We start from the raw sequence: 13077 nt of genomic DNA, 5'->3' as shown, positions 1-13077 counted from the left end.
CCTGAGTTTAAACAAAGGGGGAAATAGGGATGGCAAATCCAAACCCACAATTAGATAGTCAGCTTCACACAAAACCATTGACAAATGGAAATAATATTCTCAAGTTTGTCGTATTCAGTGCAATTGGTATCTTTATGTTTTTTATTCCAATTTCAATTAATGGGACTTCGTCAATCATGCTCGACCATATCGTTACATATATTCAGAAATCGGTTCCAGGTGTGATTCCTTATTATGCGTTACTAGTTATTTTATTAGGAGCAATCTATCCTTTTTATACAAAAACATGGAATAAGGATGGCATATCGGTATTTTTCTCAGTATTTAAAATAATAGGGTTAGTTGTTGCTTGTTTACTTGTTTTTAAATTGGAACCTAAATGGCTTGCGGATCCAGATATGGGCCCATTTTTGTTTAATAAACTAGTTATATCAGTAGGTTTACTCGTTCCTATTGGATCAGTGTTTCTCGCTCTTCTTGTTGGCTATGGGTTACTAGAGTTTATTGGTGTGCTAATGCAGCCTGTTATGAGACCCGTATGGAAAACACCAGGTAGATCTGCTGTGGATGCAGTCGCTTCATTCGTTGGAAGTTATTCTATCGGTTTATTAATTACAAATCGTGTGTTTAAAGAAGGAAAATATACGGTAAAGGAAGCAGCCATTATTGCTACCGGCTTTTCTACCGTATCTGCGACTTTTATGATTGTTGTAGCAAAAACACTCGATTTAATGGATATGTGGAATCTTTATTTTTGGGGAACACTGGTAATTACTTTTATCGTAACCGCATTAACAGTAAGAATATGGCCGCTTCGTTCCATGAGTGATGAATATTTTGATGGAGAAGGTAAACCAGAAGAGCTTGTAAAAGGCGACCGTTTTAAACATGCTTGGAAAGAAGCGATGGAAGCAGCACAAAATTCGCCTAGTTTAGGCAAAAATATTTGGATGAATTTAAAAGACGGATTTATTATGACGATGTCTATTTTGCCATCCATTCTCTCAGTAGGATTATTAGGGTTAGTCTTAGCAGAATTTACTCCAGTCTTTGATATTATTGGTTACATTTTTTATCCAATCACAGCATTATTTCATCTTCCAGATCCATTACTAGCAGCAAAAGCTAGTGCTCTATCAATTGCTGAAATGTTTTTACCAGCATTATTAGTCACCGGAAGTGCTATTGTAACAAAATTTGTCATTGCGGTTGTATCGGTATCCGCTATTATTTTCTTTTCCGCCTTAATACCATGTATCGTCTCTACAGACATACCAATCTCATTGCCTAAGCTATTGATTATTTGGCTTGAGCGTGTAATTTTAACACTAATTATTACAATTCCGATTGCATTTCTATTTCTTTAAACTATATAAAAAATTTTTTATCCACAATGTCATGGACCTAAAAGTGTTTTTTTACATTTTATAGAATACTTGTAAAGTATCATAGTGATCGATAGTGAAAAAAATAATGCCAAGCTAACTCGGCATTATTTTTTTTGGCTAAGCTGCTCTTGCGCCATACGAATCATTTCTTTAACCATGTTGCCACCAATTGGTCCACCGACTTTTCCAGCCTGCTCTGACGTTAACTGACCGTTATAACCTTCTTTAAGTGGCACACCTTGTTCTTTAGCTACTTCATATTTCACATTATTTGGTTTGGTCGGATCTACTTTGTAACCTTTTTCAGCCATGACTTTTCCCTTAAAGTCGTCTAACGCACTTCTAGCCCCCGGAACGAGCGATTTCCTTCTTCTGGACATGATTTTCCCTCCTTTGCGTAGTAGTATTCCCATAAAAACAAATTCAACAAAAAATAAAACAGCCCCAAGGCTGTTTTATTTTAAATCTTCAATCGAATCAATATCCATATATTTTGGAATGGTTAAACCAATTTTCACACCAGTCATACTTGTTCCGATATCTTCATATTTTCCCTTGAATTTTTCCGCGTATGTTTTGTGAGTTAATGGTAACCATGCTGCAAGTGATGCATCTGCACTACCGTCAGCGATAGCAGTCCACATAGGTCCAGCCTCTACTTGTGTAAGCGTGACTTTATAGCCTAAATCTTCTAGTACTTTTCCTATCACATTTGTACTGGCAATTTCACTATCCCACGCAACATATGCGAGTTTAATGTTTTCACCATTTACTTTTTCAGCGCCTTTTGTCCATTCCGCAACTTTTTCATTGTTATTTTTTACCCATTTTTCTGCAGCTTCTTCAGGCTTTGTTCCTTCTTGAATATCTAGCATAACTGCACCCATATCATCTTCAGACCATTTAAATTGACTTAGTACTTTATATGCTGTTGGATGATCATCCTTTAATCCTTTTCGTGCAATTGTGTGGATTTCTTCCGCTTCTCCATATACACCTTTCGGATCCTTAAGATATTTCAGATCATATTTTGCAAACATCCAGTGAGGATTCCAACCTGTAATGATGATTGGTTCTTTTTTATCATATGCTTTTTTTAATGCGGCAGTCATGGCTGCACTTGAACCAGTCACTAATTGCCAATCATCAAGTTTGTAATCCTTTATTGCATTTTCTGTTGCTGTCATAATTCCCGCTCCGGGATCTATACCTGTAATTTTATAATGAACGCTATCACCGACAGAACCATCCTTATCGGAGTTTGCTTTATCACTGCCGCAAGCCGTTAGCCCAATTGTTAAAGCGGCTACAGCGCCAATTCCTATAATCTTCTTCCACATTACAAATTCCCCCTCTGATTCTTCTTGCCCACATTTTGTGTAATTCTATCTAATACAATTGCTACGATAACGATGGCCAATCCAGCCTCAACACCAACGCCTGTTTTTAATTGAGTAACAGCTCGATAAACTTGTTCACCTAATCCCGGTGCTCCGACCATAGATGCGATAACCACCATAGATAGAGCAAGCATAATACTTTGATTTATTCCCGCCATTATTGTAGGTGTAGCAAGAGGTAGTTGCACTTTTAACAATTTTTGACTGGTAGTGGAGCCAAAACTTTCGGTTGCTTCAATGATGTCTTCAGGCACCTGTTTAATTCCTAATATTGTTAAACGAATAGTTGGCGGCATTGCAAAAATCACCGATGCAACGACCCCAGGTACGACACCAATATTAAAAAAGAAAATAGCTGGAAGTAGATATACGAATGCCGGCATAGTTTGCATAAAGTCAAGGATAGGAGTAACTACTTTCCGAACTGTATCTTTTTGGGAAGCCCATATTCCAATTGGAATTCCAACTACTACTGAGATAATTACCGATGTTAAAACAAGTGCTAGCGTATCAAGCATTGCATTCCAATAGCCTAAATAATCTATAAGCAGAAAACCGATTAAAGAAAATAAGGCAATGCTTTTTTTGGTTAACCACCAGGCAAGTAAACTAATTAAAATTGCGAGTAGGATAGGGGGGATGAAACCAAGTCCAGTAACAATTCCGTTCACAATATTTTCTAATCCGGTTGCTAGACCATCAAAAATACCACCAAATTTTGAAGTTAACCAATCTACAAACTGATCAATCCAGCTTGCTAAAGGGATTTTTGGAATCAAATTATTCATTTAATTCACCTCCCTTAAAGAAGGATCAATTGTTTCATATGTTTCAGATGAATGAATGTATGTGTCATTTCCAGCAAGTGCACCGATTAAGGCACCTTTTATAACAATCCCTTTCATTCGTTCTTTTTCATCTACTACCGCAATAGGTATCTGTGCTGTTGAAACCATTTCGAACATATCCATTAATAAAGTTTCTTCCTGAACAGTGGTAATATTACGTTGAAGAACTTCGTGCAAGGTTTTACCCATTTCAACAGCTTCTCGAGCTATTTGAGCGGTAACAGCGCCTAGTAGTCGATTTTGTTTATCAACTACATAGATCGAAGAGATTCCTAGATTTTTCATAAGTGTTAAGGCGACTCTTGGTCCTTTTTCAACTTGTACGGTTTCTGCACGTTTCATAATGTGTCCAGCTGTTAACACTTTGGAAAAATCTACATCTTCAACGAAGCGTTCGACATATTCATTCGAAGGATTCATTAAAATTTCTTCGGGTGTTCCTATTTGTACAATAGAGCCATCCTTCATTAATGCAATACGATCACCGATTCGAAGGGCTTCATCTAAATCGTGTGTAATAAATACAATCGTTTTTCCAACAGTATTATGCAGTTCAAGTAATTCATCTTGCATATCTTTTCTAATTAGCGGATCTAATGCACTAAACGCTTCATCCATTAATAAAATATCTGGATTATTCGCCAATGCTCTTGCAAGACCTACACGCTGCTGCATTCCACCACTCAATTGATCGGGGTATTGATTTTCATAGCCTTCTAATCCGACCAGCTTAAGGGATTCCATTGCCGTTTTTTCTCTTTTTGATTTTTCTACTCCTTGAATCTCTAATCCATATTCAGTATTTTGGAGAATTGTACGATGAGGGAGGAGAGCAAATTTTTGAAATACCATACTTATTTTTTTACGACGAATAGCACGTAATTGGTCTTTATTCATTTGCGTTACATTTTCATTATCGAGTAATATTTCTCCCGAAGTTGGTTCAATCAATCGATTTAATAAACGAACTAAGGTTGATTTACCACTACCGGAAAGTCCCATAATGACAAATATTTCACCATCAAAAACTTGGAAGTTTGCTTGGTTAACACCAACGGTTGCACCAGTCGCTTTTAAAATTTCATGTTTCGTTTTTCCTTCTGATAAAAAATGTAAAGCTTTTTTCGGATGTTTACCGAAAACTTTTGTAACATTTTTCACATCAATTTTTATTTTTGGGTTTTCACTAGTCATGTTGTCCTCCTTTTTTTTAACACTTATTAAGTGTAACGAATAAACAATCCTCTAAACAAACGCGAAATTCCTTAATATTCAGTTTGTAAAGTACGTAAAGAAATAATTGCATGAACTTTATAAGTAGAATTCTTAATATTCCTGCTCTTTCCTCCTGTTTCCTATTAAATTACCTTCTGTACTTAGTCAAACAAATGGATTGATTATTACGATTGGTTGAATCGCTTAGCCATACATTTGAAAGTAAAGAAATTTTTGAATTTGTACCTAAAAATGAGATGACTAAAAAATCCAGGGAAAATCCTAGGTCTTTTTATTTTTAAGTAAGATACATTTTGTGATAGGCACCGGCATAAGATATAAAATTACTAATTTTATGAAAGCATGGTGAAATGATGGGGAAAGCAGTCATTAATAATAAGGTAAGAGGGAATTCTCATGAACTTTTTGATAAAGAACTTTTGAATCACAAAGAAGATCTTTATGATCTTGTCGAAATCATTAAAGTATTAAAAGAAAAAAATATTCTTCCTGTGATCACTGCTATTCTTACTAAAAATGACAATAATGACTCAACTGAAATTGGAAAGATTACAAATGGAATAAAAAAAGGTGTTGAATCAAGTATGGAATCACTAAACGCAGGAAAAGAACTTAATACTTTTCAATTGATGAAGCTAATGAAAGACCCGGACATTAATCGGGCAATAACTTTTTTATTGGCATTTCTAAAAGGAATGGGAAAAAGTTTATAAATATTTTTTATCTACCTGCATTTAGATGTAGGTTTTTTGTTTTATCCTAAAGATAATCTATCAATTCTTTTATTAGGAAATAATATTTATGTATAATTGGTATAGTAGATAGTTATGTCATTTTATTTTTTGAAAGGAAATTTTCTCTTAATGAAACAAAAGAAAGGTAAAAAGTATAAAAAAAGAAAGGTGAAAAGGCAATCACCATTCATACTGTTACTTGTTCCAATTATAGTACTATCCTTATATTGTATTGTGCATTATGAAATAAAAGAACCAAAAAAGCTGGAGATTGACGGTTATTTAATTCCCGAAAAATTCATTCCTATTTATAAAGCGGCCGAAAAGAAATATGGAGTCCCTTGGTATGTACTTGCTGCACACCATAGAGTCGAAACAAGATTTTCAACAATGAATCCAATGATTTCGCCCGTTGGTGCAGAAGGTCCGATGCAATTTATGCCGTGCACGTTTGTTGGCTGGAGCCATCCATCCTGTGAAGGAAACGGAAAAGGGAAATTTTCGAAAAGCGAAAAGGAAGATCCGAAAATGATTAAAAAATATGGGGGATATGGTGTCGATGCTAATGGTGATGGAAAAGCGGACGTATGGAATGACGAAGATGCAATCTTTAGTGCGGCAAATTATTTATTTCAAAATGGCGCAGCAAATGGAAAATTAAAAAAAGCGATTTTTTCATACAACCATAGTGAACAATATGTAAAGGATGTTATGCACTATATTACCCTTTATAAAAAAGCGTATTAGCAATCATGAACGAAAATGTAAAATAGGGAGAAATTATCTCCCTATTTTACATTCATTTCCTTATACTTCTTAAAATTAAGCTTACAATGAAAACGACGATAACTGCACCAATCAATGCCGGAATCAATGCAATACCAGCAATCGTCGGACCGAAGTCTCCTAGTAGAAGCCCACCAAGCCAAGCACCGATTATACCGGCAATAATATTTCCAATAATTCCACCCGGTATATCTTTACCTAAAATTAATCCTGCTATCCATCCGATAATACCACCAACAATTAAATAAAAAATAAAACTCATCATTTTATCCTCCTTGTCAATTGTTTATTCTCATTTATTAACTTGTTCTATACTATTACCATTAAGGGAGATGTTTAAACTTTTTGAGTGAACAAATCAAAGGCACTAGGAAACCTAGTGCCTTTGGTTACATATCATGTCCCTGATTATGTTTTTGTCTTGTGTGATTGCGGTTTTTTACTTTCTTTGATCCACTTAATGGTTCCGGTTGTCCGGAAGAATTTTTTCTTAATGCTTTTGCATCGTTTTTATTAGCCATAAAATAAATCCCTCCCTTTTCATAGAATGTGCTATTCGTTACTCTTTATACGGTATAAATTATAAAAAGTAAGAGCAATATAAGTATCAATAATCTTTGAAAAGGAGAAAAATCATGCCATATCATAAAAATAAACAGCAAGCTTTCCAAGCAGCACAACAAGGAATGAAGCAATTAGACGATGTATATAATAATTTGGTCCAAGATGATGCCTCTTATGGTCAACAATTAAAGCACTTAAAACAAGAGGTGAACGAAACCTATCAACAAATTGAAAATGCAATGGAAGTTGCTAGCGAAACGCAACGTCAACAATTAGAAAAATATCTTTCCGATATCGAGCAAATAGTAAATGAGGTAAATTTAGAATAAAAAACTCGCCGAAAGCGAGTTTTTTTATTGGTTTTTCTTACGTTTCTTATTGTTTTGTTTTTGCTCTTCAGTTAACGGTTCATTTGACATTTCCTCATTGTATCCCGTTCCTTTTCCTTGAGCTTTTGCTGCATTCATACCTGGAATAATGTGATTTGCTTTTCTTTTTACCATTGGCTACTTCACCTCCACTATTATTCTTTGCATTCATTAATGAAAATACTCTTGTTGAAACAATTGACCGGAATTTCTGAAAAAACTATTTTATCTTTATTTCTTTATTTCTCAACTATAATCAACGTAATAGAAACTTTGTTTAAAAAGGGGTTGGGTTATGAATAGAATACTTACTATTATCATCGGGTCATTAATCGTGAGTGTGGCCTATAATTTTTTTCTCATTCCGCATGAAATACTAAGCAGTGGACTAAGTGGGATTGCCATAATGTTAGGGTTAATAACACCAATCAATACCGGAATATTAAATTTTGTACTTAATCTTCCGTTACTCATTCTTGGGATTTTTAAACTTGGCAAACGTTTTATTTTCTATACCATTCTCTCCGTAGTTGTTATTTCAATAGGATTATATGTTGTTCCAATTAGACAGGTATCTACGGAACCTATTTTATCTTCTTTATTTGGCGGGGTTTTAACAGGAGTTGGTATCGGTCTGATTTTTCGTGTTTCAGGTTCTTCTGGTGGTTTTGACATTTTAGCTATGTTATTAAACCAAAAAAAGGATTTTCCATTAGGCGCAATATTGTCAGCAATGAATGCCGTTGTCGTGTTAGTCTCCGGATTTATTTTTAGCTGGGATGCTGCTTTAAATACAATGGTTGCTATTTATGCAACTGGAAAAGTAGTAGATACAATTCATACAAAGCATATCAAATTAACTTTAATGATTGTTACGAATAAAGGGAAAGAAATGAAAGAAAAGCTCCTTTCAAGTGTATATCGCGGAATCACATTAATTGATGGGGAAGGAGCATATTCAGGAGAGAATCGAAAAATATTAATGACAGTCATCACTCGATACCAATTAACGGATGTTAAGTCATTGATAAAAGATACTGATCCGGATGCATTTGTAAATATTACTGAAACAACTGAGGTTATGGGATCCTTTCATCGTAACTGATGATATAAATTAAAAATTGCACTCATACAAACAAATAGCAAAATAATCTGCCAAAATTTCAAATGAATCATATTAATGTGGACTTAGTGAAAAACTATAAAAGTATTCAAATAGGTCCAATAAGATTTACTTATGAAAGACGATAACATTCTTTTTATTTACTTATGTAATTTCTTGTATTAAGATGTTAATGTGTGAAAAGTGAGGGAACAACATTCGAGCTTTTCGTCAAAATGCTAATTGATTATGACAATTTTTGAAAAAGGGGGAATCTCGGGTGGCTAAAAATGACGTTTTTAACGCACGTACTTCTTTTGACTTAGAAGGCAAACGTTATCATTATTATCGTCTTGCGGCTCTTGAAGAAGCTGGTATTGCGAAAGTTTCACGCTTACCATATTCCGTAAAAGTATTATTAGAATCTGTAATTCGCCAACTGGATGGCCGTGTAATTACAAAAGAACATGTTGAAAATTTAGCAAAATGGGGATCTGAAGAAGTTAAAGATGCAGAAGTACCATTCAAACCTTCTCGTGTTATTCTTCAAGATTTCACTGGTGTTCCAGCAGTAGTTGATCTTGCGTCTTTACGTAAAGCAATGGCTGATTTAGGTGGAAATCCTGATAAAATTAATCCGGAAATTCCAGTAGACCTTGTTATTGACCACTCAGTACAGGTTGATAAATATGGTACTCCTGATGCGTTAAAAGCAAATATGGATTTCGAATTTGAACGTAACGCTGAGCGTTATCAATTCCTAAGCTGGGCTACTAAAGCGTTCGATAATTATCGTGCGGTTCCACCAGCAACTGGTATCGTTCACCAAGTTAACTTAGAGTATTTAGCTAGTGTTGTTCATGCAATTGAAACAACTGAAGGCGATTTTGAAGCATTCCCTGATACTTTAGTAGGTACTGACTCTCATACAACAATGATTAATGGTATCGGTGTACTCGGTTGGGGTGTTGGTGGTATTGAAGCGGAAGCAGGAATGCTTGGACAACCTTCATACTTCCCAATTCCGGAAGTAATCGGTGTAAAACTAACTGGTGAACTTCCAAACGGAGCAACTGCTACTGACCTAGCTTTAAAAGTAACACAAGTACTTCGCCAAAAAGGTGTAGTAGGTAAATTTGTTGAGTTCTTCGGTCCTGGTGTAGCAGTATTACCGCTTGCTGACCGTGCAACAATTGCTAACATGGCTCCTGAATACGGTGCTACTTGTGGTTTCTTCCCAGTGGATGCTGAAAGCTTGGCATACTTACGTTTAACTGGACGTCCAGAAGAACACATCAAACTTGTTGAGAAATATTTACAAGAAAACAATATGTTCTTTACTCCAGAAAACGAAGAACCAGTCTATACAGATGTTGTTGAAATCAACCTATCTGAAATCGAAGCAAATCTTTCAGGTCCAAAACGTCCACAAGACTTAATTCCATTATCTAAAATGCAAAAAGCATTTCAAGATGCATTAACTGCACCTGTTGGAAATCAAGGATTTGGATTAAAAGAATCGGAAATCGATAAAGAAGCAGTAGTTACATTTACTAATGGTGATCAATCAACAATGAAAACTGGTGCCGTTGCTATTGCTGCAATTACAAGCTGTACAAATACTTCTAACCCTTACGTTATGTTAGGAGCGGGCTTAGTTGCGAAAAAAGCGGTAGAAAAAGGCTTAGAAGTTCCTAAATATGTAAAAACTTCTCTAGCACCTGGTTCTAAAGTTGTTACTGGTTATTTAAGAGATTCCGGTTTATTAGGTTACCTCGATCAACTTGGTTTTAACCTTGTTGGATATGGTTGTACAACTTGTATTGGTAACTCTGGACCACTTAAAGATGAAATTGAAAAAACAATTGCTGAAAATGATCTACTCGTTACTTCAGTTCTTTCCGGTAACCGTAACTTTGAAGGCCGTATTCACCCACTTGTAAAAGCTAACTATTTAGCATCACCACCACTTGTAGTGGCATATGCGTTAGCTGGAACAGTAAATATTGACCTTGTAAACGATCCAATCGGAAAAGATAAAGATGGCAATGATGTATTCATGAAAGACATCTGGCCAACAACTGAAGAAGTTAATGAAGCGGTTAAACAAAGCGTTACACCTGAATTATTCCGTAAAGAATATGAAAATGTATTCGCTGATAATGAACGCTGGAACGAAATTAAAACAAGCAATGAACCATTGTACACTTGGGATGAAGAGTCAACGTATATTGCGAACCCACCATTCTTTGAAAACCTTTCACCAAACCCAGAAGAAGTAAAACCTTTAACTGGAATGCGTGTAGTAGGTAAATTTGGTGATTCAGTTACAACTGACCATATTTCACCAGCTGGTGCAATCGGTAAAGATACACCTGCAGGTAAATACTTGCGTGAAAAAGGTGTTGAACCTCGTGAATTTAACTCTTACGGTTCCCGTCGTGGTAACCATGAAGTAATGATGCGCGGTACATTTGCAAATATCCGTATTCGTAACCAAATTGCTCCTGGAACAGAAGGTGGCTACTCTACTTACTGGCCAACAAATGAAGTTACTTCCATGTATGACGCATGTATGAAATACAAAGAAGATGGAACTGGTCTTGTTGTTCTAGCAGGTAAAGATTACGGTATGGGTTCATCTCGTGACTGGGCAGCTAAAGGAACAAATCTTCTTGGTATTAAAACAGTTATCGCAGAAAGCTTCGAACGTATTCACCGCTCTAACCTTGTATTGATGGGTGTTCTTCCACTTCAATTCAAAAATGGTGAAAATGCCGATACTCTTGGCTTAACTGGAAAAGAAACAATTGATGTGCAAATCGATGAAACTGTAAAACCACGCGATATTTTAACTGTTACTGCTACAGACGAAGCAGGAAACAAAAAACAATTTGAAGTATTAGTACGTTTCGACTCTGATGTTGAAATTGATTACTATCGTCATGGTGGTATCCTTCAAATGGTACTTCGCGATAAACTTCAAGCATAATTGTTTACTAAAAACACACTCTGTTACTTACAGAGTGTGTTTTTTCATACTAATATTTAGTCACCTACATATAATATAATAAACGATTTCATATTATAGGAGGATGACATGTTAAAAAAGATCATTCCACTCGCCATTATTCTTATTTTAGTCGGTGTTATGGTTGTACAAGCAGTTGAAAAAGATAAAGAAGATCAGAATGTACAAAAGGGAAAAAAACTGCCGACAGCTGCTAGCGATCAAGCTTTAGACAAACTCTACAATGATATTATGTCATCACAAATTGAGGAACCAGATCAGGACCCTGAAGAAGGTTTAAATATAGGATTAAAGGCTCCCATGTTTCAATTAAATACATTAGATGGACAAACGATGAAATTATCGGATCTAAAGGGCAAAAAAACACTTATCAATTTTTTTGCTACATGGTGCACGCCTTGTAAAACAGAAATGCCATTGTTGGAAAAATTTTCTATTAAACATAAAAGCGATTTAAATATCATTGCTATTAATATTGATCCTAGGGCAAATGTGAAAAAGTATGTCAATAGACTTGGATTAACTTTTCCTATCCTTATTGATGAAAGAGGAAAAGTTAATGAAAATTACCAAGTTATCGCTATTCCCACAACGTTTTTACTGAATGAGAAAGGCATTATTATAAACAAACAAATTGGAGAATTAAATGAAGATCAATTGAAAAAAATGCTTAATCCCCAATAAACACCTATAATGGTGTTTATTTTTTTGTTGAGAATTTGCAAAAATGGATAATTATTTTGTATAAATGCCTAAAACAATTATAAATTTTTAATTTTATGATCATACTATAAAAAAAGAAATTTACAATAATAAGGAGTAGAATATTCAATGAGAAAAACAAATAAAAAATCTTTTTCAGATTTAGTATTAGAAAATAAACAAGCACTACTAAAAGATCAAGAAGCAATAGAAAGAATCGAAACAAAATTAGAGCAAAAGCATTCGATGAAATTAGCAAAATAAACCGATTTTTAGCATTCATAATCCGCCTTTATTTGCAAATCTTATAACTAAAGGGGGAGTTATGATGAGTAATCCAAATAAGAAAAGCAAATATTATGTGCCAAACCATATTGGAACCCAGCCACGATCCTTCGGTGGCAACAAAGGTAAACAAATGCAAGATAAGTCTGGACAGCATGCACAGGTAATGCAAACTAAGGGAGAGTAACCCTTTAGAGTCGAATTATTTTTAGAAATAAACACCATACTTTTTTTTCTAAAAAAACTCATACTAACATTGTGCCGCTGTAAAAGTGGTTCATTATACTCATTTCAGGAGGTAAGAAGAAATGGCATGGAATAAACCAAAACCGGATGATCGTAGTGATAATGTAGAGAAATTGCAAAATATGATTGATAACACACTTGAAAATATCGAAAAAGCTGAAGAAACGGCAAGCCTTTCAAGTAATGAAGAACGGGCTAATATTGAAGCAAAGAATGAACGCCGTCGTGAAAGTATTGAGGCGATGCGCAGTGAAGTGAAAGACGAAGCACAAGCACAAAATAATAACTACCAGTAAGAAAAATAGAGCCAGCAACATGCTGGCTTTATTTTTTGTTCAAAAATTATAATAGTGATAAGATAAAAATAGAATTTTATTGGAAAGGTGA

Annotated in this window: 17 protein-coding genes; 10 read left to right on the top strand and 7 right to left on the bottom strand. The window is 35.0% G+C overall.

Annotated features, from left to right (window positions below):
- The first annotated feature begins 29 nt into the window (after positions 1–29).
- Positions 30–1367, top strand: coding sequence for a YjiH family protein (locus B5V89_RS09255; protein WP_108071604.1), 1338 nt, complete (start codon positions 30–32; stop codon positions 1365–1367).
- Between the two features lie 125 nt (positions 1368–1492).
- Here B5V89_RS09255 and B5V89_RS09250 read toward each other — a convergent pair whose 3' ends face one another.
- From B5V89_RS09250 to B5V89_RS09235, 4 genes are all read right to left on the bottom strand, one after another.
- Positions 1493–1768 (bottom strand): alpha/beta-type small acid-soluble spore protein, encoded by a 276-nt coding sequence (locus tag B5V89_RS09250; protein WP_066229424.1) that lies wholly within the window; start codon positions 1766–1768, stop codon positions 1493–1495.
- A 75-nt stretch (positions 1769–1843) separates the two neighbouring features.
- Complete coding sequence (locus B5V89_RS09245) at positions 1844–2728, bottom strand: glycine betaine ABC transporter substrate-binding protein (RefSeq protein ID WP_066229421.1); 885 nt, start codon at positions 2726–2728, stop codon at positions 1844–1846.
- Positions 2728–3576 carry an ABC transporter permease gene (locus tag B5V89_RS09240; RefSeq protein WP_066229418.1) on the bottom strand — a complete coding sequence of 283 codons (849 nt, stop codon included), beginning with the start codon at positions 3574–3576 and terminating at the stop codon, positions 2728–2730. The genes B5V89_RS09245 and B5V89_RS09240 overlap by 1 nt, the downstream gene beginning before the upstream one ends.
- Positions 3577–4830: a quaternary amine ABC transporter ATP-binding protein gene (locus B5V89_RS09235; RefSeq protein ID WP_066229415.1), complete on the bottom strand. Its 1254-nt coding sequence runs from the start codon at positions 4828–4830 to the stop codon at positions 3577–3579.
- Positions 4831–5225: 395 nt separating this feature from the next.
- On the opposite strand from B5V89_RS09235, the gene B5V89_RS09230 reads away from it, so the two are divergent.
- A complete protein-coding gene (locus B5V89_RS09230; protein WP_066229413.1) occupies positions 5226–5585 on the top strand; it encodes a helical membrane plugin domain-containing protein in 360 nt (119 codons plus the stop codon).
- Positions 5586–5735: 150 nt separating this feature from the next.
- Positions 5736–6353 carry a lytic transglycosylase domain-containing protein gene (locus tag B5V89_RS09225; RefSeq protein WP_108071602.1) on the top strand — a complete coding sequence of 206 codons (618 nt, stop codon included), beginning with the start codon at positions 5736–5738 and terminating at the stop codon, positions 6351–6353.
- Positions 6354–6405: 52 nt separating this feature from the next.
- On the opposite strand, the gene B5V89_RS09220 is transcribed toward B5V89_RS09225, so the two are convergent.
- Positions 6406–6654 (bottom strand): GlsB/YeaQ/YmgE family stress response membrane protein, encoded by a 249-nt coding sequence (locus B5V89_RS09220; RefSeq protein WP_066229408.1) that lies wholly within the window; start codon positions 6652–6654, stop codon positions 6406–6408.
- Positions 6655–6781: 127 nt separating this feature from the next.
- A complete protein-coding gene (locus tag B5V89_RS09215) occupies positions 6782–6913 on the bottom strand; it encodes a small acid-soluble spore protein P (protein ID WP_066229405.1) in 132 nt (43 codons plus the stop codon).
- A 114-nt stretch (positions 6914–7027) separates the two neighbouring features.
- On the opposite strand from B5V89_RS09215, the gene B5V89_RS09210 reads away from it, so the two are divergent.
- Complete coding sequence (locus B5V89_RS09210) at positions 7028–7285, top strand: hypothetical protein (RefSeq protein WP_066229402.1); 258 nt, start codon at positions 7028–7030, stop codon at positions 7283–7285.
- 24 nt (positions 7286–7309) lie between these two features.
- Here the strand turns inward: B5V89_RS09210 and sspO are convergent, their stop codons facing one another.
- On the bottom strand, positions 7310–7459 hold the full coding sequence (gene sspO, locus B5V89_RS09205) for a small acid-soluble spore protein O (protein ID WP_066229400.1): 150 nt from the start codon (positions 7457–7459) through the stop codon (positions 7310–7312).
- A 160-nt stretch (positions 7460–7619) separates the two neighbouring features.
- On the opposite strand from sspO, the gene B5V89_RS09200 reads away from it, so the two are divergent.
- From B5V89_RS09200 to tlp, 6 genes are all read left to right on the top strand, one after another.
- Positions 7620–8429 carry a YitT family protein gene (locus tag B5V89_RS09200; RefSeq protein ID WP_108071600.1) on the top strand — a complete coding sequence of 270 codons (810 nt, stop codon included), beginning with the start codon at positions 7620–7622 and terminating at the stop codon, positions 8427–8429.
- A gap of 277 nt (positions 8430–8706) precedes the next feature.
- Positions 8707–11418: an aconitate hydratase AcnA gene (gene acnA / locus B5V89_RS09195; protein WP_066229395.1), complete on the top strand. Its 2712-nt coding sequence runs from the start codon at positions 8707–8709 to the stop codon at positions 11416–11418.
- Positions 11419–11526: 108 nt separating this feature from the next.
- Entirely contained in the window at positions 11527–12141 is a 615-nt protein-coding gene (locus B5V89_RS09190) for a TlpA family protein disulfide reductase (RefSeq protein ID WP_066229391.1), read from the top strand.
- A 147-nt stretch (positions 12142–12288) separates the two neighbouring features.
- Complete coding sequence (locus B5V89_RS09185; RefSeq protein ID WP_084347521.1) at positions 12289–12423, top strand: FbpB family small basic protein; 135 nt, start codon at positions 12289–12291, stop codon at positions 12421–12423.
- Positions 12424–12487: 64 nt separating this feature from the next.
- Positions 12488–12631, top strand: coding sequence for an acid-soluble spore protein N (locus B5V89_RS09180; protein WP_066229388.1), 144 nt, complete (start codon positions 12488–12490; stop codon positions 12629–12631).
- 121 nt (positions 12632–12752) lie between these two features.
- Positions 12753–12986, top strand: coding sequence for a small acid-soluble spore protein Tlp (tlp, locus tag B5V89_RS09175; protein WP_066229384.1), 234 nt, complete (start codon positions 12753–12755; stop codon positions 12984–12986).
- Positions 12987–13077: the final 91 nt, after the last annotated feature.

This window comes from Heyndrickxia sporothermodurans, assembly GCF_003055045.1.
GTDB classification, from domain to species: domain Bacteria; phylum Bacillota; class Bacilli; order Bacillales; family Bacillaceae_C; genus Heyndrickxia; species Heyndrickxia sporothermodurans.
The sequence above is the reverse complement of the archived record's forward strand: the minus strand, read 5'-3'. Positions and strand labels throughout refer to the sequence as shown.